Origin of the sequence: Yinghuangia seranimata, assembly GCF_029953285.1 — a bacterium.
GTDB classification, from domain to species: Bacteria; Actinomycetota; Actinomycetes; order Streptomycetales; family Streptomycetaceae; genus Yinghuangia; species Yinghuangia seranimata.
Genome location: NZ_JASAOI010000093.1, coordinates 1 through 24244, shown reverse-complemented (window position 1 = coordinate 24244; position 24244 = coordinate 1). Strand labels below are relative to the sequence as shown.

The following is a 24244-nucleotide window of genomic DNA, read 5'->3' as shown; positions in this document are numbered from 1 at the left end:
ACCACGCTCGTGCGTAAACGTGTCCTCTACCGAGCGATTCTGTTGCAGGACCGGCACACAGCGTGGCGACAACGGTTCGGTTGACCGCCGGAAGCGTCAGGTGACCTTCACAGGGTTGACCAGGTCGGCGATCAGCACCAGGACGGTGAAGCCGATGAAGACCACGGCGACGGCGTACGCGACCGGCATGAGCTTGGCGACGTCGAACGGCCCCGGGTCGGGCCGCTTGAACACGCGGGCGATGCGGCGCCGCACGGACTCCCAGATCGCGCCGACCATGTGCCCGCCGTCCAGCGGCAGCAGCGGCAGCATGTTGAACAGGAACAGGCCGATGTTGATCATCGCGAGCAGCTGCAGCATCGTCATGACGCGCGCCGCCGCCGGGGCGTCCGCGGCCAGCACGTCGCCGCCGATGCGCGCCGCGCCGACCATGCCGACCGGCGAGTCCTTGTCCCGCTCCTCGCCCTGGAAGGCCGCGCCCCACAGCGCCGGGATCTTCTGCGGGATGCGCATCAGGCCCTCGACGGACTTGTCCATGTAGAAGCGCATCTCGTCGGTCACCTGGCCGGCGGTCAGCGGGGTCACCACGCTGCGCGGCGAGAAGCCGAGGTAGCCGGTCTCGAGGTACTCGCCCTTGATCGGCTGGTCGTGCGAGTCGAACTTCTGCACCTTGTTCGCGACCAGGACCGGGTGCAGGGTCACCTGCTGCCCGTCGCGCTGCACGACGACGTCGACCGGGCCCATGCTCTTGCGGATCAGCGGCTGGAGCTGGCCGTACGAGGTGATCTTGGTGCCGTTGAACGACACGATGCGGTCGCCGACCTTGAGACCCGCGGCGGCCGCCGGGGCGGGCACGTCCTGCGGGGTGCACTTGCGGTCGGCCTCGGTGGCCGGGACCACGCAGTCGACGACCAGGCCGACCTGGTTGGACGGCTTCGGCACGCCGTACGCCATCCAGACGCCCGCCAGGATCGCGACGCCGAGCACCAGGTTCATCGCCGGGCCGGCGAACATGATCAGGAACTTCTGCCACGGCTTGCGGGTGTAGAACATCCGCGTCTCGTCGCCGGGCCCGACCTCCTCGTAGGACGCCTCGCGGGCCTCCTCGATCATGCTGCGCCACGGCGAGGTGCTCTTGGCCTTGAGCTTGCCGTCGTCGTCCGGCGGGAACATCCCGATCAGCCGGCAGTAGCCGCCCGCGGGGACGGCCTTGAGGCCGTACTCCGTCTCGCCGATCTTCTTCGACCAGATGGTCCGTCCGAAGCCGACCATGTACTGCGGGACGCGCACCCCGAACAGCTTGCCCATGGCGAGGTGCCCGGCCTCGTGCCACGCGATCGAGAACAGCAGTCCGATCACGAACACGACGATGCCGAGCACGGTCATGAGCAGCGTCATCGGGTCACTCCCAGCACATCGGCGACTAGTTCACGGGCGCGGTGCCTGGCCCACAGCTCCGCGTCGAGGACGTCCTCAAGTGTGAGGCCGGTTCCCCCCGTACCGCGGACATCATGCTCACCGACAACGCGCGCCACGGTGTCGACGATCCCGAGGAACGGAAGTTTCCCGGCCACGAACGCGTCCACGCACTCCTCGTTCGCCGCGTTGAACACCGCGGGCGCGGTGCCGCCGGTGGCACCGGCCTCGCACGCGAGCGCGACCGCGGGGAAGGCCTCGTTGTCGAGCGGGAAGAACTCCCAGCTCTGCGCCTTCGTCCAGTCCATGCCGGGTGCGGCGTCCGGCACCCGGTCGGGCCATCCGAGCGCGAGCGCGATCGGCAGGCGCATGTCGGGCGGGCTGGCCTGGGCGAGCGTGGAGCCGTCGACGAACTCGACCATCGAGTGCACGATCGACTGCGGATGCACCACGACGTCGATCCGCTCGAACGGGATGTCGTAGAGCAGGTGCGCCTCGATGACCTCGAGCCCCTTGTTGACCAGGGTGGCCGAGTTGATCGTGATGACCGGCCCCATGTCCCACGTCGGGTGCGCCATCGCCTGCGCGGGCGTCACCTCGGTCAGCTCGGCGCGCGAGCGGCCGCGGAACGGGCCGCCGCTCGCCGTCACCACCAGACGCCGCACCTGGTCGTAGCGCCCGCCGCGCAGGCACTGGAACAGCGCGGAGTGCTCGGAGTCGACCGGCACGATCTGGCCGGGCCGCGCGACGGCCTTCACCAGCGGGCCGCCGACGATGAGCGACTCCTTGTTCGCGAGCGCGAGCGTGGTGCCGGCCCGCAGCGCGGCCAGCGTCGGGGCGAGGCCGATCGACCCGGTGATGCCGTTGACGACCACGTCGCACGGGTACGCGGCCAGCTCGGTCGCCGCGTCCGGGCCCGCGAGTATGCGCGGCACCTGGTAGTCGCCCGTCGAGTACCCGCGCCGCTTGGCCTCGGCGTAGAAGGCCAGCTGGAGGTCCTGCGCGGCCGTGGCCTGCGCCACCGCGACCACCTCGACGCCCAGCTCCAGCGCCTGCGCGGCCAGCAGGTCGACGCGGCCGCCGCCCGCCGAGATGCCGACCACCCGGAACTGGTCGGGGTTGGCCTTGACGACGTCGATCGTCTGCGTCCCGATCGAGCCGGTCGAGCCGAGCAGCACGACGTCGCGCCGGGCCGCCGGGCGGGCGCCGTCGGAGAACGGGGCGTAGGGATCAGCCAGGGAGTCCATGCACACATTGTGTCGGCTGACCGGGGTTCCGGTGCGACGGGCCGCCCCTCCGCCGCCACGGCGCCGGAGGGGCGGCACGCTCTCCCCGTCAGGTGACCGTGCGATGGACGTTCTTGGCCTTGGTCGGCCCGGGGTCGGCGGCCGCGATCCACGCGCCGGGCGTGGACGGGTCCAGGACGCCCTCCTCCAGCCAGCGGTGCCGGCCGTCCATCACCTGCCGGGTGACCTTCACGTCCAGCGCGTCCGTGTTGGTCCACAGCCGGCCGAACAGCTCCTCGGCGCGCACCCGTGCCTGGCCGCAGAACAGGTCGGCGAGCTCGTACGCCGCCGCGCCCCGGTCCGGGTCGCGGTGCCTCAGCTGCTCGGCGCGCACGCAGACCGCGCTCATCGCGAACAGCTCGGCGCCGATGTCGACGATCCGGCCGAGGAAGCCCTGCTTGTGCTCCATCCGGCCCTGCCAGCGCGCCATGCCGTAGAACGTGGAGCGGGCCAGCTTGCGCGACGCTCGCTCGACGTACCGCAGGTGGCCGGCGAGCGACCCGAACTCGCGGTACGCCGTGGGCTTCTGGCCGGGCCCGGTGACCAGCTTCGGCAGCCACTTGGCGTAGAACCCGCCGGCGTCCACGGCGGCCTTGCCCTTGGCCTTGAGGTCGGCGTCGGGGTCGATGATGTCGCCGGCCACCGCCAGGTGCGCGTCCACGGCCTCGCGGGCGATCAGCAGGTGCATGATCTCGGTCGAGCCCTCGAAGATCCGGTTGATGCGCGAATCGCGGAGCATCTGCTCGGCGGGGATGCCGCGCTCGCCGCGGGCCGCCAGCGACTCGGCGGTCTCGTAGCCGCGGCCGCCGCGGATCTGCACGAGCTCGTCGGCGACCAGCCAGCCCTTCTCGGAGCCGTACAGCTTCGCGAGGGCGGCCTCGATGCGGATGTCGCGCCGGTCCTCGTCCGCCATGAGGCCGGTCAGGTCGAGGACGGCCTCGAGGGCGAACGCGGTCGCGGCGATGAACGCGATCTTCCCGGCGATGGCCTCGTGGCCCGCGATCGGGCGGCCCCACTGCTCGCGCTCCGCCGACCACTCGCGGGCCACCTTCAGCGACCACTTGGCGCCGCCGGCGCACATCGCGGGCAGCGACAGGCGGCCGGTGTTGAGCGTGGTCAGCGCGATCTTCAGGCCGGAGCCCTCGGGCCCGATGCGGTTCTCCGCGGGCACGCGCACCTGGTGGAAGCGGGTGACGCCGTTCTCGATACCGCGCAGCCCCATGAACGCGTTGCGGTTCTCGACGGTGATGCCGGGCGCGTCGGCCTGCACCACGAACGCCGTGATGCCGCCCTTGTGGCCCTCCGACTTCGGCACGCGCGCCATCACCACGACGAGGTCCGCCACGACGCCGTTGGTCGTCCACAGCTTCACGCCGTCCAGCACGTATGCGCTGCCGTCCGCGGTCGGCACCGCGCTGGTCGCCAGGCGCGCCGGGTCGCTGCCCACGTCGGGCTCGGTCAGCAGGAACGCCGTCACGCCGCGCGCCGCCCGGGGCAGGAACTGGCGCTTCTGCTCCTCGGTGCCGAACAGCTTGACCGGCTGCGGCACGCCGATCGACTGGTGCGCCGACACCAGCGCGCCAAGCGCCGGGTTCAGCGCGCCGATCAGCACCAGGGCCTTGTTGTAGTAGTACTGGCTCAGCCCCAGGCCGCCGTACTCCACGTCGACCTTCATGCCGAGGGCGCCGATGTCGCGCAGGCCCTGCACCACCTCGTCCGGGATCTGGGACTCCCGCTCGATCTGCTGCGGGTCGACCCTCGTCTCCAGGAAGTGCCGCAGCTCGGCGAGGAACTCCTCGCCACGCGTCACCTGTTCGGCGGACGGCTCGGGGTGCGGGTGGATCAGGTCGAGGCGGAACCGGCCGAGGAAGAGCTCCTTGGCGAAGCTGGGCTTTCGCCACTCGCTTTCGCGGGCCTCTTCGGCGACTTTGCGCGCCTCACGTTCGGTGACAGGGGGCATAGCGGTGGCCTCCTCGCGTGCGGGGTTCCCGACCCTGTACCCGGCCCGCCCCGGAGGAATCCGCCCGTTACCGGCCGGTGTTACCGGACCGTACCTACCCGTACCGGACCAAGGTCACCCCCGCCCCGCCCCCGGACAAAGCGAACGGGCCCGGCGCAACCCACCCCAGGTCGCCGGGCCCGTCGTCTAAGGGACGGTCTCAGAAGCTCCTCGTCAGAGGTCGAGACCCGTCAGCACCATCACCCGCTCGTACGTGAAGTCCTCCATCGCGTACTTGACGCCCTCGCGGCCCACACCGGACTGCTTGGCGCCGCCGTACGGCATCTGGTCGGCGCGGTACGACGGCACGTCGCCGATGACCACGCCGCCGACCTCGAGCGCCTTCTGCGCGCGGAACGCGGTCTGCAGGTCGTGCGTGAAGACGCCCGCCTGGAGCCCGTACTTGGACGCGTTGGCCGCGGCGAACGCCTCCTCGGTCCCGTCGACCTTGGTCAGCGTCAGGACCGGCCCGAAGACCTCCTCGCAGGCCAGCGTCGCGGTGTCCGGCACGTCGGCGAGCACCGTCGGCTGGTACGACGCGCCGTCGCGCTTGCCGCCCACCAGCAGCTTGGCGCCGGCCGCGACGGCCTCGTCGACCCAGGCCTGGACGCGCTTGGCGGCGTCCTCGTTGACCAGCGGGCCCACGTCGACCGTGTCGTCAGACGGGTCGCCGGTGACCTGCGCTGCCACCTTCTCGATGACCTTCTCCACCAGGCGGTCGTACACCGAGCCGTCCACGACGACCCGCTGCACCGAGATGCAGGACTGGCCGCCCTGGTAGTTCGAGAACGTCGCGATCCGCGTCGCCGCCCACTCGATGTCGGCGTCGGACGACCAGTCGGCGAGCACCACGGCCGCCGCGTTGCCGCCGAGCTCCAGCGTGACGTGCTTGCGCGGCACCGAGTCCATGATCGACCAGCCGACCGGGCCCGAACCGGTGAACGAGATGACCGGCAGACGCTCGTCCTGGACCAGCGCCGGCATCTTGTCGTTCGGCACCGGCAGGACGCTCCACGAGCCCGCCGGCAGGTCCGTCTCGGCCAGGATCTCGCCGAGCACCAGCGCCGACAGCGGCGTCGCCGGGGCCGGCTTGAGGATGATCGGCGCACCGACCGCGATCGCCGGGGCGACCTTGTGCGCGACCAGGTTCAGCGGGAAGTTGAACGGCGCGATGCCGAGCACGGTGCCGCGCGAGAAGCGGCGGACCAGCGCGTAACGGCCGGTGCCGCCCGCGTCCGTGTCCAGGCGCATGCCCTCGCCGTTGAACCGGCGCGCCTCCTCGGCGGCCCAGCGGAACACCGACACGGCACGGCCGACCTCGCCGCGCGCCCACTTGATCGGCTTGCCGTTCTCCGCGGTGATCAGCCGCGCGATCTCCTCGGACCGCTCGCCCAGCCGCTTCGCGACGTGGTCCAGCGCGGCGGCACGCCGGTACGCGGGCAGGCCGGAGAACTCGTCGCGCACCGCGTGCGCCGCGGCGACGGCCTCCTCCACCTGAGCGTCGGTCGGCACGCTGACCCGGCCCACGAGGCTGCCGTCGTAGGAGTGGGTGACGTCGAAGGCCGCCTCACCGGTCTCCTGACGACCGGCCAGCCAGAACGCGTGAGTCGTGGTCACGGGAACTCCTGAATCGCATGCGGTGCGGACGCGGGTGCGCCGCTGGACCCACCGTAGGCACGCGGGCGCCGCGCGACCTTGTACACCCCGTCCAAAAGAACGAGGGGCGGTAGTACGGGTTGGAGGTATGGCCGCCGGGCGGGACACCCGTACGGCCGGCGGGCGCACCGCGGCGAACGCGGTGCCGCACCCGGCCTCGCCCGCGCTACTGCGCCGGGTCCGGGCCCGCCGCCGCGGCCGACTCGGGTTCGGCGACCCGTAGGGCCAGCCACAGCTCCGCCCGCGCGTCGGGATCGTCCAGGCGCCGGCCCAGGATCTCCTCCGCGCGGCGGATCCGGTACCGCAGCGTATGCCGGTGCACGCCCAGGTCGCCCGCGGCCGCGTCCCACTGGCCGTGCCGCGCCAGCCACGCCCGCACGGACGCGACCAGGTCGCCCCGGCCGCCCGCGTCGTGCGCGTACAGCGGTGCCAGCAGCTCGTCCGCCCACGCCCGCACCGCGCTGTCGCCCAGCATCGGCAGCAACGACGCGCCCGCGTGCCCGTACACCGTGACGGCCCGCCCCGCGCGTGCCCCGACGCCGAACGCCTGCCGCGCCTGACGGAACGCCTCCGCGCCCGCCCCCGCCGACTCCCCCGACACGCCCACCGCCAGGCCCGGCAGGTCCGCCGTGGCCCGGTCGAACGCGCCCGTGTCGCCGTCCGGCAGCAGCCGCGCTGGCGCCACCACGACCATCGCGTCGTCCAACTCCGCCGCGAACACCCCCGTGCCCTGGCCCAACCGCTCCGCGAACGCCGTCCGCGCCACCTCCGGCCCGTGCGCGACCGCCACCAGCACCGGATACGCCGGCAACGGCGAGCCCAGGTCCTGCGCGACCGACCGCACCAGACCGTCCACCGGAGCCGACGCGGCACCAGGCTCCGCCGCCACCCGCCCCGGCTCCGCGCCGGCACCCAGCCAGAGACGCAGCAGCGCCGTCCGCATCCGCGCCTCCGCGGCGCCCAGCGCGCGCGACTGCTCCAGGGCCAACGTCAGCAGCGACGTCGCCGAACCCAGGATCTGCCGGTCCGCCGGCGCCGCAGGCCGTGCCGTCCCCACCGCCAGGAACCCCCGGATCCGCCGGTCCGCGCCCAACGACTGCAACACCACCCGCTCCCCCTGCGGGCCCGGCCCCTGCAACGACGCCGACGCGGGCGCCGACAACCCGCGCAACCGCGTCACGTCGTCGGCCAACGCCGCCGCCCGGGGCCGCGCCGCGGCCGGACTGACGTGCACGGGTGTCCCGGACTGGTCGTACAGCGCCGCCCACCCGTCCAGCCGCACCGCCAACCGCCGGATCAGCGCCGCCGTGCCCTCACGGCCCAGCACGGCCCGCGTGAGCTCCTGCTGCGCGGCGAAGCCCGTCGTCACCGACTCGTACTGGTCGGCGGCCAGCGCCGACGACACCATCTTGCTGATCGCGATGAACGGCGTCGGCCGCGGCACCGCGAACACCGGCAGCCCCCGCTCCTCGGCGGCCTCCACCACCGCCGCGGGCACCTTCGCGTGCGTCAGCCCGACCCCGATCCCGAGCCCGACGACCCCCGCATCCGCCAACCGCTCCACATAAGCCCGCCGCTCCACCGCCGACCGCCCGAGCTTCATCCCGGTCGTGAGAACGAGCTCCCCACCCTCCAAGTACGGCGTCGGATCAGCCAGTTCACTGGTATGCACCCACCGGATGGCCCGCCCGAGGTGCGCCTCCCCGGCAAGCACCACCAGATCCAGAGCCGGAGCCCGGACAAGCTGGTCAAGCGTGGCAGGCATATCCGCCTTCCGACGGTTCGACCCCCGAGGTGGCCGAAGTGGAGCGTGGTGGTCTCCCTATTCTGCCTCGCTGGAGCAGAAAGGGCTGACGGGCGGGACAACCGCGCGCCGTGCCTGGCCGGTCTGAGGCCGTTCCGACGGGCCGGGTGGGGCGTTCGACGAGCACCTCACGAGCGCGACGCAGTCCGCGCAGGCACGGCCGCACGGCACAACTGCGCCGGCGCGACCCCTCAGCCTGCGAACGGCCCCCTCGCGGGCTCCGACCGAGAGCGCGTTCACACGGTGGCACGTGCGGGCCTGGCACCCGCGCGGCGCAGCAGTGCGTCGGCCGCGCGGCTCCCGTCACCCCGCGCCACGCTTCGCCGCGTGGAACTCGCCGCCGCGTCCTGCGCTTTCGCGTCGTCCGCCCTCAGCTGTCGAGTTCCACCAGGACCGGGCCGGTTCGTTCGCCCGCGCGGTTGGTCAGGCTGCACAGGGCGGTGCGGGACTTCAGGTCCTGGGTGATCTCCGACGGGGACCAGCGGTAGCGCTCGACGCTGCGGACCGTCACGCTTTCCGAGCCGCCCGCGGCCTTCTCGCCGAAGAGGGCGCCCATCACGGCGAAGCGGGCCTTGCGGACCATGCCGCCGTCCGGTGCGCCGCGGGTGACCTCGCGTTCCTCGACGGTGGTCTTGCCCCAGTGCTCGGCGAAGGCCTCCGCGTCGCGCGGGCCCGCTCCCGGGACGACCGCCTTGCAGCCGACCGTGCCGAAGACCGCCGCGCGGAGCCTCGGCGCGAAGTCGTCCATCGACCGCACGGCGAGCAGCAGCCCGGCGTTGCGGGACCGCGACCACGCCATGCCCTGCGCGGCGTACTCGTCGAGGTAGGTGCCGGCCCCGTCGGCGACCAGGCACGCGAAGACGCCGTCGGCGGCGTCCGCCGCGTCGCGGCCCGCCACGGTCTGCACGAACTGGCCGATCAGCAGGCGTCCGACGATCCGCGCCGCGTCGGGGTACGCCGCCTCGTTGAGCGCGACCCGGACCCGGACCGGCCGGTCGATGTGCCGCATCGCGAACCGGTCCCGTTCCGGGTCGAACAGCGACGCGACACCGGGTCGTTCGAGGATCGACAGGCGTTGGACCAGCAGCCGGGCCGCGTCGTCAGCCCGCGCGAGCGTCCGCAGGCCGCGCTCGAACTCGCCCTCGCGGCCCGCCTCGGCGAGCGCCGCCCGCAGCCGGTCGAGGGCCTCCGCGTGGCCGTCGAGCAGGTCGAGCAGCACGGCGAAGGACGGGTAGTGGCCGAACGCCGCGATGTGCGCCGCGATGGCCTGCTGGAGCGCGTCGCGGGCGGCGTCGCGCAGGCGGGCCTCGTCGTCGCTGTCGCCGAGCGCGGCGGTCGCGAGCCGGTCGGCGGCCTCCTCGGCGCCGTTGGCGGCACCGTACGGGTCGAGGCCCCACGGCGACGCCGGGTCGCCGAGCACGATCTCGATGTCGTACGCGCCGCTCCTGGCGTACGCCCCGCCCTTGGCGTCGAGCACCACCACCGACGCGGCGCCGGCCAGCGCGGACAGGCTGAGCGACTCGACGACCGGCCGCAGCAGCGCCTCGGTCTCCCCCGCCGACGGCCCGACGACCACCATCGACGTGGCCAGCACGTCGGGGTCGAGCGCGAACCCGACCGCCCGCAGCGGCGCCGTGTTGCGCTCGCTGTCGGCGGCACGGCCGACCTTGACCTGCCCGGTCATGAGGTCGTGGACGGACCCACGGGGCCGCACGTCGCGCGCGCCGGAACCGTGCACGCACGCCCCCGCGCCGCGTTCGGACACTTCGCGGGCCACCTCGGCGAGGTAGTCGTGCTCGCCGTCGACCGCCTCCAGGACGCGCCGCAGCCGCAGGTAGTCGACGTCGCCGAGGCGGCCGAGCGCGGCCTCCTCGTCGAGCCGCTCGGCCGCCGGGTCGAGCCCGGCGCCGCGCAGTTCGGGCCACAGGTCCTCGTCGACCGGCTCGGCCTCGTGCTCGGGGTCGTCGGTCTCGGCGCGGGCGGGCGCGTTCAGGTACGGCCGCACGACGGCGGCCCACTGGCCCCAGTAGGCGGCCGCGGCCAGGAACGCGACGTTGTAGACGATGCGGATGAGCCACTGCAGCTGGTGCAGCAAGTGCCGCTCGTCGGGCATGAGTTGCAGCAGCAGCCAGACGAACGGCCGCTGCAGCATGACCCACAGCACGACCCCGGTGGCGAGTGCGACACCGGCACGCCGCCATTGTTCGGGCCGCGCTCGGCCGTTGTGCTCGGCGCGCTGGTCGAGGCGTTGGAACAACGGGGCGACGTACGGAAACACGAGCTGGTGCCAACGGCCGCAGTAACCGAAGAATCCGACGTACGCGAACCAGAACCCGGAGGCGAAGAGCGGCCACATCCACTCCGGCACGGCGTTGATGACCAGCCACGAGTACAGGATGACGAACCAGCGGAAGGCGACCAGCGACAGCACGAGCCACAGCACCGCCCGCCGTACCAGAGCCCCCTCCGGTCGGCGGCGCGCCCGCTCGTCCAACGCCTTCAGCTTCAGCGCCGCCTCGTCCCGCCCGTACGCGAACACCCCCGGCGCGCCCCCGTACCGGGGCGCGAACACCCAGGCCCGTACGTCGAATCCGCGGGTGCCGCCGGGGGCCGTGGCGGAGCCGCCAGGCTTGGTCGGGTGGGGGACGCCGCCCGGTTGCGCCGGGGTTCCGAAGGCCGGTTCCTCCAGTGCGGGGTCGTGCCACCACTGCCCGGCCGGTTCGGTCGCCGCTGCGGCCGAGTTGTGTTCGTTGGCGCCGCGCCTGCGTTCCACGTCCATCCCGTCACCGCCGCGTCGATTCCCGGAACAGGAAACGCACTCAATGTAGTGGACCCCTGCTGCCGCGTGATGATCATTCCGTATCCCGACACGGATCCGCGGGGAGTTCGCCCGACCGGGTGGGGCGGGGCCCGGGTGCGGGGGCTCTTGTCCGATCCGGACATGTACGGGCGAGTGACTTCACCGGTGTGGCGCATGCGTGTGTCGGCCGGGTGAACCTAGCCTGCGGAACACACCCGCCTCGAAAACCTAGGAGACCTCGATGGGCGCTTCGCAGCCCGGCGGGCCGTCGCTTCCGCAGGAGCGCCGGCTTGTCACCGCCATCCCCGGCCCCAAGTCCGTCGAGCTGATGGAGCGCCGCAACAAGGCCGTGGCGCGCGGCGTCAGCACGACGCTGCCGATCTTCATCACCCGTTCGGGCGGCGGTGTCGTCGAGGACGTCGACGGCAACTCGCTGATCGACTTCGGCTCCGGCATCGCGGTCACCAGCGTCGGCAACAGCGCCGAGGCCGTGGTGCGTCGCGCGACCGAGCAGCTGCAGCGGTTCACGCACACCTGCTTCATGGTGACGCCGTACGACTCGTACGTCGCGGTCGCCGAGCAGCTGAACGAGCTGACCCCGGGCGACCACGAGAAGCGCACCGCGCTGTTCAACTCGGGTGCCGAGGCGGTCGAGAACGCCGTCAAGATCGCCCGCGCTTACACCAAGCGCTCCGCGGTCGTCGTGTTCGACCACGGCTACCACGGCCGCACGAACCTGACGATGGCCCTGACGGCGAAGAACATGCCGTACAAGGAGTCGTTCGGCCCGTTCGCGCCCGAGGTCTACCGGGTGCCGGTCGCGTACCCGTTCCGCTGGCTGTCGGGTGCGGAGAACTGCGCCGAGGAGGCCGCCGCGGCCGCGATCGACGCGATCACGAAGCAGATCGGCGCGCACAACGTCGCCGCGGTCGTCATCGAGCCGATCCTGGGCGAGGGCGGCTTCATCGAGCCGGCGAAGGGCTTCCTGCCGCGCATCGTGGAGTTCTGCCGTGAGAACGGCATCGTGTTCGTGGCGGACGAGATCCAGACCGGCTTCTGCCGGACCGGCCAGTGGTTCGCGTGCGAGGACGAGGGCATCGTCCCGGACCTGATCACGACCGCCAAGGGCATCGCGGGCGGTCTTCCGCTCGCCGCGGTGACCGGCCGCGCCGAGATCATGGACGCCGCGCACGCGGGCGGCCTGGGCGGCACGTACGGCGGCAACCCGGTCGCGTGTGCCGCGGCGCTGGGCGCGATCGAGACGATGCGCGCGCACGACCTGAACGCCGCCGCGCAGCGGATCGGCGAGGTCATGAAGGCCCGCCTGGGCTCGCTCGCGGAGAAGCACGCGGTGATCGGCGAGGTCCGCGGCCGTGGCGCGATGATCGCGATCGAGCTGGTGAAGCCGGGCACGAAGGAGGCCGCGCCGGAGGTCGCCGCGGCGATCGCGAAGGCGTGCCACGCCGAGGGCCTGCTGGTGCTGACCGCCGGCACCTACGGCAACGTGCTGCGCTTCCTGCCGCCGCTGGTGATCCCGGAGCACCTCCTCGTCGAAGGCCTGGACATCCTGGAGAAGGCGATCGGCCAGGTCGCCGGCGCCTGACCGGCGCCCGCCGGGCGTCGAGCGCCCCGCGCTCAGAAGCCCGCACAAGCCGCGGCCGCGGCTCCCGTCCTTGGGGAGTCGCGGCCGCGTCGCGTGTGCGGGCTTCTTGTCGGCTCTGTCGGTCGACCGAGCTTCAGTGCGGGCCCGGCCGCCCGATGTGCAGTCCGGTCGCGGCGTCCCAGCCGCACAGCCGCAGGATGCGGACGAGCTGACGGGACGCGCCGACGAGGACGAGGCGGCCGCCGCGCCGGGCGACCTCGTTGGCGCCCTCGACGACGACGCGCAGTCCGGCGACGTCGATGAAGGCGAGCCGGCTGACGTCGACGATGATGTCGGCGCCGTCGCGGGCGACCGCGCGCAGCGAGTGCCGCACGATCTCGACGTTGGCGAGGTCGACCTCGCCTTCGAGGCGGAGGCCACGCGGCCGGGCGGTGCGGACGACACGCAGCTGGCGGTCGCTGGTGATGACGACGCCGATGCCGGTGCCCGAGCGGTGGTCGCGCGGCTGCACGCGCGCATCGGCGATCGCGGTGCCGAACCGGCGGGCGAGGCGCGCCGGTGACGCGGGTGCCGTAACGGACGGCAGCCGATGTGGTGTCGGGTATCCGGACTCTTCAACCACCTTGGGAACCCTACCTTTGCGGACCGACGGCGGGCGGGGTCGGACGACCGTTCGCTGACGTCACGTCACACATCTCCGGACGGTTCAACATCCGGCCTTGTCCCCGCGTCGGCCCGCTCCCGCCGTCGTGCGGAGGGTCGGATCGCCCGTTCTGTGACGCCGCTCACATCCGGGGCTGACACCGTACATCGCGCAAGGCCGACAATCCAGAGCCCGGCGGCTCCCGAACGGTGACTCGGTTGGTTGATCGCCGCGCGGACCTGCGGGACCCCGCGGTTCCGCGCGGGCGCGAGGCGATACCGCATCCGGGTGGAGAAGGTGTGCAGGCTTTGTGTCGACGGCGTCATCGGGGAACTCCGCGGGGGGCGGTCCACGTATCTTCGAGTGAGATGCACGCAAGGACCCCAGATGCCGGACCCGGCACGCCCTCCCGTCCGGGCCCCGGCGCCTCCTCCGCCGGCCTTGAGCAAGTCGGCGGCCGCCCCGGGACAACGCCCCCCGTCCCGGGGCGGTGGTCCGCGTGGGGCCGGTGGCTACGGACCCTCCTCCTCCCTCTTGTGCTGCTGGCCGTTCTGACCGCGCTGACGGTCCAGGTCGTGCTGGACGCCGGTCCGCTGATCCCGCTGGACGAGGCGGTCCGCGACGGCATGCGGGACCTCTCCGCGACGTCGGGCCTGTCCTGGCTGGACGGCGTCATGCACGCGTTCGCCGACCTGGGCGGCCCGCTGCCGGCCGGGGCGGTGCTGGTGGCCGCCTATGTGTTCGCGTACCGGCGGACGCCGGACAGCCGCGCACGTCTGCGCGCGGGCGCCGTGACGGTTGGCGCCGCCGCGCTGGTCTTCCTGCTGGTGTCCGGCGGCAAGGTGGTCATCGGCCGCCCGGGGCCGGGCGAGGCCGAGGTGCTGCCGGGCGAGTGGGGCTTCTTCCCGTCGGGGCACACGGCGACGTCAGCGGTCTGCTTCGGCACGGCGGCACTGCTACTGGGCGCGGTCCTGGGCCCGCGCGGGCGACGGCGCGCCTACGGCGTGGCGGTGTCGCTGTGCGTGCTGGTCGGGTTCGCGCTGATGTGGTGCGACTACCACTGGCTGGGCGACGTGCTGGGGGCGTGGTCGCTGGTCGGGATCGTGCTGTGGAGTGCGGCGCGACTGCTCGTCCCGCCGGCCCGGCCCGAGCCGTGAGGCCCGGGGACCGGGCCCGGCGACCAGTCCCCGCGTTCAGTCCTCGAGCAGCCCCGCGCGCGCCTGCGCGTCCGCCAGTGCCCGCCGGAACCCGGCCATGGTGTCGCGGATGATGTCGGCCGCGGGGCGCACCGCGTCGACGAGCCCGGCGGACTGACCGGCCGAGGCGAGCGACGCGTCCATCTCGCCGTCGAAGTACAGCCGCTTGATCGCGGCCAGCGAGCTCGCCGCGGGTCCGCCGGTCGCGGCCAGCCCGGTCGAGAAGTCGGTCTTGAGGACCCGCATCGTGGCGTTGCCGGAGCGGTTGACGACGACGGTGCCGGTCTCGTCGGCGTCGACGACGGCCTGCTTGAAGTTGCCGTGCACGGGGCTCTCCGCGCTGGACAGGAAGCGGGTGCCCATCTGGACGGCCTCGGCGCCGAGCGCGAACGCCGCCGCCATCCCGCGTCCGTCGACGATGCCGCCGGCCGCGACGAGCGGCAGGTCGGTCAGCGCGCGCACCGCCTGGAGGAGGACGAGCAGCGAGACCTCGTCGGGGTTCTTGAAGCCGCCGCCCTCCGCGCCCTCGACGACCAGGCCGTCGACGCCGGCCTCGACGGCCTTGCGCGCGGCCCGCACCGACGGCACGACGTGGTAGACGGTGAGGCCGTGCTCCTTGAGGAGCGGGAGGTAGCGCGCGGGGCTGCCCGCGGAGGTGGTCACGAAGCGCACGCCGGCGTCGGCGACGTACCGCACCAGTGACTCGTCGCGCAGGAACATCAGCGGCAGGTTGACGCCGAACGGCAGGCCCGCGGCGACCATGGCGTCGATCTCGGCGCGGCAGGCGTCGACCTCGCCGGAGGACGTCTCGATCATGCCGAGGCCGCCGGCGCGCGAGACCGCGGCGGCGAGGTCCGAGCGGGCGATCCAGCCCATCGGCGCTTGGATGATCGGATAGCGGGCGCCGGTGTGGGCGAGGACGCGGTTGACCATGGCGCGGAACGTACCGCGAGGGGGCGCCGGCCTGAAGGGCCTGAGCCCTTTTGTCACAGCCATCACGGCAGTCCCGACGTACGGGACCTTTTGCCGATCGTTATGTACGGATCGAGTTGCGGGAAATTCCCGCGACCATGGGATTCTGGCGTCAGATCGGCCTTTTGCCTTCGGATTCCGTCGTTGACGGCATCTTGACGCTTCAACGAACGGCATATTTCATAGCGCAGAACTTGCAGACGCCGCCGTACGTCCAACGCCGCACTACGGCCCGTCCTGCGCCCGTCCCCGGAGGCGATACTCGCACCCCCTGTCCGATCAGGAATGCGCCCATGGCTGAAGCAACACTCCCCACGGTCGACGCGGGATCGCCCCCGAGCTCCGCGGCTACCGGCACCACCCCGCTCCACGAAGGCGCCCCGAAGCCGCTCAAGCGGTCGATCGGCGTCGTCGGCGGCACGCTGCTCACGCTGTCGTGCCTCACCCCCGCGTCGTCGTTGTTCGTGATCGTGCCCGGCATGTTCGCCGACTACGGCACGGGCACCCCGATGGTTCTGGTCATCGCCGCGCTGCTGTGTGTGGGCGTCGCGTTCTGCTACTCCGAGCTCGGCACGATGGTCCCCAGCGCCGGCGGCGAGTACGCCATGGTGGGGACGCTCATGGGCCGGTTCGCGGCCTGGATCGCCTTCATCGTCGCGGGCATCGTCGTCATGGTGGTCCCGCCGATCATCGCGATGGGCACCGGCGACTACATCGGCTCGATCGTCCAACTGGACGACACCGGCATCAAGTGGGCCGGCGCGCTCGTCATGATCGGCGCGATGATCATGGGTCTGCTCGACCTGCGCGCCAACGCCTGGGTCACCGGCATCTTCCTGGGCCTCGAGGTCATCGCGGCCGCCGTCGTCGCCTTCCTCGGCTTCGGGCACACCGACCACGGCGCGTCCGAGCTGATCCACGCGAAGACGCTGACGGAGTCGGGCATGAGCCCGGTGTCGACCGCGGTGCTGGTGTCCGGCCTGGCCGCCGCGCTGTTCGCCCTGCAGGGCTTCTCGACCGCCGTGTACCTGGCGGAGGAGATGGACCAGCCGCGCCGCACGGTCTCGCGCACGGTGCTGTGGACGCTCGCCATCGGCGGCGCGATCCTCATCATCCCGACGATCGCCATCACCCTCGCGGGCGGCGACATGCAGGCGCTGACCGACGGCGACCTGCCGACCCTCATCGAGGGCTGGAGCAACCACGGCGTCGCGACGTTCATCAGCCTGTGCATCGCCCTGGCGATCATCAACGCGGCGATCGTCATGGTCATCCAGAACTCGCGCGTGCTGTACGCGTCGGCCCGCGACCGCGCGTGGCCGGAGCCGATCAACCGCGCGTTCGGCACCGTCAACCGCTTCGGCTCGCCGTGGGTGTCCACGCTGGCCGTCAGCATCCCGGGCGCCGCGCTGTGCTTCGTCGACCTGACGCTGCTCAACTCGGTCACCGGCGTCGCCGTGACGCTGCTGTACCTGCTGGTGGCGGCCGGTTCGCTGGCGGCCCGCCGCGGGCAGCACAAGCACACGCCCGCGTGGCGCATGCCGCTGTGGCCGGCCGTGCCGGTGGTGCTGATCGGCGGCCTGGTCTACATCATGATCGAGCTGTTCAAGGACGAGCCGAAGGCCGTGTACTGGACGCTCGGCATCATCGCCGTGGCGGCCGTGTACTGGGCGGCCTACCTCTTCCCCCGCAAGAACACCCGCTGGGTGATCACCCTCGCCGACGAGGGCTCGCAGCAGGACTGAGGCACCGAGCGCAAAAAAGGAAGGCCCCGACGGCACCGCCGTCGGGGCCTTCCCCGTGTCCGCAAGCGCGTCAGTCGACGAGCAGCTCCCGCAGCCGCTTCTGCCGGTCGGGCCCGAACCCGAGCCCTTCCTCCAGGTAGGCCGCGAAGCCGCCCCAGTGCGTGTCCATCGTCTCCAGCGCGCCGGCCAGGTACTCCGCGCGGACCTCGAGGAACGGCGCGAACAGCGCGGCGAGCTCGGGCCGGTCGGCGAGCTTGTCGGTGTTGGGCGAGTACCGCCGCCCGGGGTCGTTGCTCTCCAGGTAGTTCGCCATGATGGCGTCGTCGGGCACGCCCGCGATGCGCTGGACGAGCGCCGCCGCGATACCGGCCCGGTCCTTGCCGGCCGAGCAGTGCACGACGGCGGGCAGCCCGTCGTCCACGAGCGCGTTGAGCAGCGCGGTGTGGTTGGCGCGGCGCGTGACGACCTGGTCGCGGTAGTCGCGGGCGATCGCGGCCTCGGCCTTGCCGTCGCCGAGGCGCTCCCGCAGCACCGTCATGTCACCCGACCTGATGTCGGCCCAGAAGTCGGCGTGCCGCGCGGGGTCGGTCATCGGCAGGTTGAGCCACCGGGCGCCGCCGGGCAGCGCGTCCTCGCCGTCGAGTTCGATGTCGGCCGGGCTGCGCAGGTCGACGACGAGCCGGATGCCGAGCGCGGCGAGCGCGGCGCGGTCCGCGTCGGTCGGCTTGGCGAGGTGGCCGCTGCGGAAGTAGCGCCCGGGTCTGATCCGGCCGCCGTCGATGGTCGGCAGGCCGCCGATGTCCCGGAAGTTCCGGACGCCTTCGAGGACGACGGTGCCGCCCTCGGGGTCCGCGTGGTGCTGGCCCACACGTGCTCCTCTCGCACTTGCCTCGGGTCGCGCCTGGATCGCGGGACCCGTGTCGTTCACGGTGACGCGTGGGTTCAGGCGCCGCGGGTCGGGCGCGGTGCGCCGAAGCGTTCCTCGAACTCGGCGTCGGTCATCGCGCGCAGCTCGTCGATCGTGACGCGCCCCATCATGAGGTCGGTGAGGAACCTGGGGGCGGATTTGGCGCGCATCGCGTCGGTGATCTCACCCGGTGCGGTACACGCCTCGGACTCGACGCGGCCGTCGGGGTGCAGCGTGTAGACGCGGTAGCCGGGCCCGTCGAAGACCCGGCCGACGTAGTCGACGCTGTACGTCGTCGACGGGCACACGTACACGGGGCGGCCCTCGAAGGTGCCGGTCAGGTCGCCGAGGCGTTCGTACGCGCCGGGTTCGCCGAGGTCGGCGAGGTCTCCGGTGGCCACCACGAGCGCGGCGTCGGCGAGCGTGTCGGCGGCGTCGTCCAGGACTGCGGCGAGCCCGCGGTCCGGGTCGTGCGCGACAAGGCCCCGGCTGCCGGGCGCGTCGGGAAAGTGGAGGTCGGAGACCTGGACGACGCGGATCGCGGCGGGGTCTCCGGCTCGGATGACCTTGCTCATGCGCCCGCATGCTGCCATCGAAGCGGCGCATGCGGAATGGTCCGCCCGCGAAATCATCGGACGTATTCCCATTGGTGATAGCCAATGCGTTACATACGCATACGTATGGAGCTGTGGTCGGGGCGCTCAGGGAACGCCGGAGCCCCCGGCCCGGCGCCGTGAGGCGTCGGATCGGGGGCTCCGGTCGACCGCAGGAGGTGGATCAGCTGCGGGCCGTTATACGGGGCTGCCGGCCTTGCGAGGCTCAGCTGTTGGTCGGGAAGCCCAGGTTGATGCCGCCGTGGCTCGGGTCGAGCCAGCGCTGCGTGACAACCTTCCCGCGGGTGAAGAAGTGCACGCCCTCGAGGCCGTACGCGTGGGTGTCGCCGAACAGCGAGTTCTTCCAGCCGCCGAACGAGTAGTAGGCCACCGGCACCGGGATCGGCACGTTGATGCCGACCATGCCGACCTCGACCTCGTTCTGGAACTTGCGGGCCGCGCCGCCGTCGTTGGTGAAGATCGCGGTGCCGTTGCCGTACGGGTTCGCGTTGATCAGCGCGAGGCCCTCGTCGTACGAGTCGACGCGCACGACCGACAGCACCGGGCCGAAGATCTCGTCCGTGTAGATGGACATCTCCGGGGTGACCTTGTCGAACAGCGTCGGGCCGAGCCAGAAGCCGTCGGCGGTGTCGTCGCCGTCGATCGGGTGCTCGCGGCCGTCGACCACCAGGTCGGCGCCCTCCTTCACACCGGCCTCGACGTACGAGATGACCTTGTCGGCGTGCTGACGGGTGACCAGCGGGCCCATCTCGGAGGTCGGCACGCAGCCGGCGCCGACGCGCAGGCCCGCGACGCGCTCCTTGATCTTGACGATCAGCTCGTCGGCGATCGGCTCGACGGCCACCAGCGCGGAGATCGCCATGCAGCGCTCGCCCGCCGCGCCGAAGCCGGCGTTGACCGCGGCGTCCGCGACCAGGTCCAGGTCGGCGTCCGGGAGCACCAGCATGTGGTTCTTGGCGCCGCCGAGGGCCTGCACGCGCTTGCCGTAGCCGGTGCCGTTCTCGTACACGTACTTGGCGATCGGGGTGGAGCCGACGAACGACACCGACTTGATGTCGGGGTGCTCGAGGAGGCGGTCCACGGACACCTTGTCGCCGTGCACGACGTTGAAGACGCCCTCGGGCAGGCCCGCCTGCTTCCACAGCTCGGCCAGGAAGTTCGCGGCCGACGGGTCCTTCTCGGACGGCTTGAGGACGACGGTGTTGCCGGTCGCGATGGCGATCGGGAAGAACCACATCGGGACCATCGCCGGGAAGTTGAACGGCGAGATGATCGCGACCGGGCCGAGCGGCTGGCGGATCGAATAGACGTCGATGCCGGTCGAGGCCTGCTCCGAGAAGCCGCCCTTCTGCAGCTGCGGCACGCCGCACGCGAACTCCACGACCTCCTGGCCGCGGGCGATCTCGCCGAGCGCGTCGGAGTGCACCTTGCCGTGCTCCTCGACGATGATCGCCGCCAGCTCGTCCTTCTTCGCGTTGAGCAGCTCACGGAAGTTGAACAGCACCTGCGAGCGCCTGGCGAGCGACGCGTTGCGCCACGTCGCGAACGCGGCCGACGCGGCGGCGACGGCCTGGTCCACCTCGGCGACCGAGGCGAAGTCGACGGTGCCGCTCACCTTGCCGGTGGCGGGGTTGTAGATGTCGCCGCGGCGCTCGGACGTGCCGGTCCAGGCGGCTCCGCCGATCCAGTGGGTGATGTGCTTGCTCAAGTGAGGGCCTCCGGTGACGGCGCCGAACGGAAAAGGCGTCGGCGGCGAAGAACGCGTACGGGGGATGTGTTCCTGAGGGTCACACCCCTACGTACGCCAGTCTCATCGCCGCCGACGCCTCGCTCAACCTGCACCCTGTCGGCCGTTCGGCTGTTCGCCTTACAGCCCGTCGGGCGGTTGCGCCGGATTCGTACCCGAGGTCAGCTGTCGAAGCCCATTCCGGCCTTGTCCAGCGCCTTCAGCCACAGGTTGCGCTTCCCGTTGTTGGCGTCCGCACGGGTGAGCGCGCGCTGCGTCAGCTCGATGCCGACCCAGCGGATCGGCTCCGGCGGGAACGGGATCGGCTTGCTGCGCACCATCTTCAGCTCGGTGCGCTCGGTCGCCTTGCCGTCCAGGTGGTCGAGCATCACCTCGGCGCCGAAGCGGGTCGCGCCCACGCCCAGCCCGGTGTAGCCCATCGCGTACGCGACCTTGCCCTTGTACGCCGTCCCGAAGAACGCCGAGAAGCGGCTGCAGGTGTCGATCGCGCCGCCCCACGTGTGGGTGAAGCGCAGGCCCTCCAGCTGGGGGAACGTGTCGAAGAAGTGCCCCGCGAGCTTGCGGAAGGTGGCCGGCCGCTGGTCGTGCTCCGACGACACCTTCTGGTTGTAGTCGTAGACCGCGTCGTAGCCGCCCCACAGGATCCGGTTGTCCTCGGACAGCCGGTAGTAGTGGAAGTGGTTGGCGCTGTCGCCGATGCCCTGGCGGTTCTTCCAGCCGATCGAGGCCAGCTGCTCCTCGCTCAGCGGCTCGGTCATCATCGCGTAGTCGTAGACCGGGACGACGAACGGGCGGACCCGCTTGACCAGGTTCGGGAACACGTTGGTGCCCAGCGCCACGCGGCCCGCGTACAGCGTGCCGTACGGGGTCGTGAGCGCCATGCCCGAGCCGTGCGCGTTCAGCTCGGTGGCCGGGGTGTACTCGTAGATGCGCACGCCCAGGCTCTCGCAGGCGGCCTTGAGGCCCCACGCGAGCTTGGCCGGGTTGACCATCGCGCAGCCGTTCTTGTCCAGCAGGCCCGCGTGGTACGTCGGCGAGTGGACCTCGGCCTGGACCTCGTCGCGGTCGAGGAAGGTGGCCTCGACGCCGTGGTCCCGCATGATCTGCACGCCCTCGCGCAGCTCGTCGGCCTGGTACGGGGCGGTCGCGACGGCCAGCTCGCCGGTGCGCTCGTAGGCGCAGTCGATGCCGTAGCGCTTGACCGCGGCCTCGATCTCGTCGAGGTTGTGCTCGCCGAGCTTCTCGAGCGTCCGGATGTCGTCCGGCCAGCGGTCGAGCCCGTTCCAGAACCCGTGCGTGAGGCTCGCGGCGCAGAAGCCGCCGTTGCGGCCGGAAGCCGCCCAGCCGATCTCGTTGCCCTCGATGAGCACCACGTCGCGCGAGGGGTTGCGCTCCTTGGCGATCAGGGCGGTCCACAGGCCCGAGTAGCCGCCGCCGACCACCGCGAGATCGCAGTGCTCGTCGCCGACCAGCCGCGGGTTCGCGGCCGGGCGGGCGGGGTCGTCGAGCCAGAACGGCACGGGGGCGGCGTCCGCGAGGGACGCGACGGACTTGGCGGGATCCATCGAAATCGCGGGATCCATCGGGTTTCCACCACTCTTCGGTGACGTCGGGTTTTCTTGCTCCGGTCAGGAAGCGGGACGCTTCGCCTTCCGGTTCGTCCGCACCTGGCCGACGATGACGACCGCCACGGCGATGAAGAACATCGCCGAGCCGATCACGTTGATCTGCGGCGGGGTACCCCGCTGGGCCGCGCCCCACACGAACATCGGGAAGGTGACGGTGTCGCCCGAGTTGAAGTTCGTGATGACGAAGTCGTCGAAGGAGAGCGAGAACGCGAGCAGCGCGCCGGCACCGATGCCGGGGGCGGCGATCGGCAGGGTGACCCGCAGGAACGTCTGCGTCGGGGACGCGTAGAGGTCCTGCGCGGCCTCCTCGAGCTTCGGGTCCATGCCGAGGACGCGGGCCTTGACCGCGACCACGACGAAGCTGAGGCAGAACATGACGTGCGCGATCAGGATCGTCCAGAAGCCGAAGTTGATGCGCATGTTGAGGAACAGCGTGCCGAGCGAGGCGCCCATGACGACCTCGGGCATCGACATCGGCAGGAACAGCAGCGTGTTCGTGAAGCCGCGGCCGCGGAAGCGGTAGCGGCCCAGCGCGAACGCGATCGCGGTGCCGAGCGCCGTCGCGATGAGCGTCGACAGGAACGCGATCTCCAGGCTGGTGATCAGCGAGTCCTTGATGCCGGCGACGCCGAACGGGTCCTTCCACGCGTCGAGCGAGAACTCGTTCCACGTGTAGTTGAACTTGCCGTTCGGGTTGTTGAACGAGAACACCAGGACGACGATGTTCGGCAGCGTCATGTAGGCGAGCGCCAGGATGCCGAACAGCGTGATGACGTGGTTGCGAAGCCAGCGCGTCATCAGACCAGCTCCTCCGTCCCGGCCTTGCGGATGTACGCCGACACCATCAGGACGATGGCGAGCATGAGGATGAACGAGAGCGCGGCGGCCGTCGGGTAGTCCAGGACGCGCAGGAACTGCGTCTGGATGACGTTGCCGGCCATGCCGGTGTCCGGCGAGCCGAGCCACGCGGCGTTGACGTAGTCGCCGGACGCCGGGATGAAGGTCAGCAGCGTGCCGGACACGACGCCGGGCAGCGACAGCGGGAACGTCACCTTGCGGAACGTCGTGCGCGGGTCGGCGTACAGGTCGCCCGCCGCCTCGTGCAGCCGGCCGTCGATGCGCTCCAGGGAGGCGTACAGCGGCAGCACCATGAACGGCAGGAAGTTGTACGTGAGGCCGCAGATCACCGCGAGCGGCGTGGCCAGCACGCGGTCGCCCTCGGTCAGCCCGAGCAGCGCGGTCACGTCGGTGAAGTGCAGCTTGTTGAGGACGTCCACGACGACGCCGTTGTCGGCGAGGATCGTCTTCCAGGCGAGCGTGCGCACCAGGAAGCTGGTGAAGAACGGCGCGATGACCAGCACCAGCCACACGCCGCGCCACCTGCCGGCCTTGAAGGCGATGGCGTAGGCGAGAGGGTAGCCGATGACCAGGCACAGCACCGTCGCCGCGGCCGCGTAGCCGAACGAGCGCAGGAACTGCGGGTAGTACTGCTCGAAGGCGTCCGCGTAGGTCGCCCAGTGCCAGGAGAACTCGTAGCCCTTCTCCAGGCCGCCGGTCTGGAGCGAGGTGCCGCCCTGGACCAGCATCGGGATGAGGAAGAAGACGACCAGCCAGATCATGCCGGGCGCGAGGAGGGCGTAGGGGACCCACCGGCCGCGCTTCGGCGGCTCCTTGAGGTCGTCACCCCCGCCCGAGCTTCCGCCCGTGTGTGCCAGCGCGCTCATGCCGCAGCCGCCTGGGGGGCGAGGCCGAAGCCGTGGCTCGGGTTCCAGTGCAGGACGACGGGCGCGCCGGGCACGAGGCGCTCGTCGCGCTCCATGTTCTGCTCGAAGACGGTGATCTCCTGCGCCCACGGCATGCGCACGACGTACTGCGTCGAGACGCCGATGAAACTGGAGTCGATGATCACGCCGCCGTCGAGGCGGTTGCGCTCGCCGTTGGAGTCGGCGGCGGAGGCGTGCTGGATGGAGATCTTCTCCGGGCGTATGCCCATCACCACGGCGTCGCCCTGGGCGGCGGTGCGCTCGACGGGGAGCGCCATGCGGGTGCCGTGCACGTCGAGCAGCAGGAAGCCGCCGCTCGTGCCGGTGATGCGGGTCTCGAGCAGGTTGGACTGGCCGAGGAAGTTGGCGACGAACGCGGTCCGCGGGGACTCGTACAGCTCCGCCGGCGAGCCGAGCTGCTCGATCACACCGCCGTTCATCACCGCGATCGTGTCGGCCATCGTC

General features: G+C 71.7%; 18 protein-coding genes. 3 read left to right on the top strand and 15 right to left on the bottom strand.

The annotated features are described in order from the left end of the window. Positions 1–96 precede the first annotated feature (96 nt). The 6 genes from QI554_RS42250 to QI554_RS42225 form a co-directional block, all read right to left on the bottom strand. Positions 97–1398, bottom strand: coding sequence for a M50 family metallopeptidase (locus tag QI554_RS42250; protein ID WP_281478462.1), 1302 nt, complete (start codon positions 1396–1398; stop codon positions 97–99). Beyond that, a complete protein-coding gene (gene dxr / locus QI554_RS42245; RefSeq protein WP_281478459.1) occupies positions 1395–2663 on the bottom strand; it encodes a 1-deoxy-D-xylulose-5-phosphate reductoisomerase in 1269 nt (422 codons plus the stop codon). Before dxr ends, QI554_RS42250 begins: the two co-directional genes overlap by 4 nt. An 88-nt stretch (positions 2664–2751) precedes the next feature. Beyond that, on the bottom strand, positions 2752–4662 hold the full coding sequence (locus QI554_RS42240) for an acyl-CoA dehydrogenase family protein (protein ID WP_281478458.1): 1911 nt from the start codon (positions 4660–4662) through the stop codon (positions 2752–2754). 213 nt (positions 4663–4875) lie between these two features. After that, positions 4876–6318: an aldehyde dehydrogenase family protein gene (locus QI554_RS42235; RefSeq protein WP_281478456.1), complete on the bottom strand. Its 1443-nt coding sequence runs from the start codon at positions 6316–6318 to the stop codon at positions 4876–4878. 205 nt (positions 6319–6523) lie between these two features. Next, the gene (locus QI554_RS42230; RefSeq protein WP_281478453.1) at positions 6524–8122 is read right to left on the bottom strand and encodes a PucR family transcriptional regulator; all 1599 of its coding nucleotides are present in this window, start codon (positions 8120–8122) and stop codon (positions 6524–6526) included. 409 nt (positions 8123–8531) lie between these two features. After that, entirely contained in the window at positions 8532–10934 is a 2403-nt protein-coding gene (locus tag QI554_RS42225) for a type IV secretory system conjugative DNA transfer family protein (RefSeq protein WP_281478451.1), read from the bottom strand. A 268-nt stretch (positions 10935–11202) separates the two neighbouring features. On the opposite strand from QI554_RS42225, the gene gabT reads away from it, so the two are divergent. Continuing rightward, positions 11203–12564 carry a 4-aminobutyrate--2-oxoglutarate transaminase gene (gabT, locus tag QI554_RS42220; RefSeq protein WP_281478449.1) on the top strand — a complete coding sequence of 454 codons (1362 nt, stop codon included), beginning with the start codon at positions 11203–11205 and terminating at the stop codon, positions 12562–12564. Positions 12565–12697: 133 nt separating this feature from the next. Here the strand turns inward: gabT and QI554_RS42215 are convergent, their stop codons facing one another. Further along, entirely contained in the window at positions 12698–13186 is a 489-nt protein-coding gene (locus tag QI554_RS42215) for an STAS domain-containing protein (protein ID WP_281478447.1), read from the bottom strand. 557 nt (positions 13187–13743) lie between these two features. On the opposite strand from QI554_RS42215, the gene QI554_RS42210 reads away from it, so the two are divergent. Next, on the top strand, positions 13744–14364 hold the full coding sequence (locus QI554_RS42210; protein ID WP_281478445.1) for a phosphatase PAP2 family protein: 621 nt from the start codon (positions 13744–13746) through the stop codon (positions 14362–14364). A 36-nt stretch (positions 14365–14400) separates the two neighbouring features. Here QI554_RS42210 and QI554_RS42205 read toward each other — a convergent pair whose 3' ends face one another. Next, positions 14401–15336, bottom strand: a complete 936-nt coding sequence (locus tag QI554_RS42205) for an NAD(P)H-dependent flavin oxidoreductase (RefSeq protein ID WP_281478442.1) — start codon at positions 15334–15336, stop codon at positions 14401–14403. A 332-nt stretch (positions 15337–15668) separates the two neighbouring features. Between QI554_RS42205 and QI554_RS42200 the strand changes: the two genes are divergently transcribed. Further along, positions 15669–17120, top strand: coding sequence for an APC family permease (locus tag QI554_RS42200; protein ID WP_281478439.1), 1452 nt, complete (start codon positions 15669–15671; stop codon positions 17118–17120). Positions 17121–17190: 70 nt separating this feature from the next. Here QI554_RS42200 and QI554_RS42195 read toward each other — a convergent pair whose 3' ends face one another. The 7 genes from QI554_RS42195 to QI554_RS42165 form a co-directional block, all read right to left on the bottom strand. Further along, entirely contained in the window at positions 17191–17988 is a 798-nt protein-coding gene (locus QI554_RS42195; RefSeq protein ID WP_281478437.1) for a tyrosine-protein phosphatase, read from the bottom strand. 74 nt (positions 17989–18062) lie between these two features. Further along, on the bottom strand, positions 18063–18602 hold the full coding sequence (locus QI554_RS42190) for a metallophosphoesterase family protein (protein WP_281478434.1): 540 nt from the start codon (positions 18600–18602) through the stop codon (positions 18063–18065). A gap of 244 nt (positions 18603–18846) precedes the next feature. Next, positions 18847–20349 carry a CoA-acylating methylmalonate-semialdehyde dehydrogenase gene (locus QI554_RS42185; RefSeq protein ID WP_281478432.1) on the bottom strand — a complete coding sequence of 501 codons (1503 nt, stop codon included), beginning with the start codon at positions 20347–20349 and terminating at the stop codon, positions 18847–18849. A gap of 200 nt (positions 20350–20549) precedes the next feature. Continuing rightward, positions 20550–21971 carry an NAD(P)/FAD-dependent oxidoreductase gene (locus QI554_RS42180; protein WP_281478430.1) on the bottom strand — a complete coding sequence of 474 codons (1422 nt, stop codon included), beginning with the start codon at positions 21969–21971 and terminating at the stop codon, positions 20550–20552. A gap of 45 nt (positions 21972–22016) precedes the next feature. Next, complete coding sequence (locus tag QI554_RS42175; protein WP_281478428.1) at positions 22017–22814, bottom strand: ABC transporter permease; 798 nt, start codon at positions 22812–22814, stop codon at positions 22017–22019. Continuing rightward, positions 22814–23740 carry an ABC transporter permease gene (locus QI554_RS42170; RefSeq protein ID WP_281478426.1) on the bottom strand — a complete coding sequence of 309 codons (927 nt, stop codon included), beginning with the start codon at positions 23738–23740 and terminating at the stop codon, positions 22814–22816. Before QI554_RS42170 ends, QI554_RS42175 begins: the two co-directional genes overlap by 1 nt. Next, positions 23737–24244 (bottom strand): TOBE domain-containing protein (locus tag QI554_RS42165; RefSeq protein WP_281478424.1); only part of this gene is annotated, 508 nt, incomplete at its 5' end. The genes QI554_RS42165 and QI554_RS42170, both read right to left, overlap by 4 nt.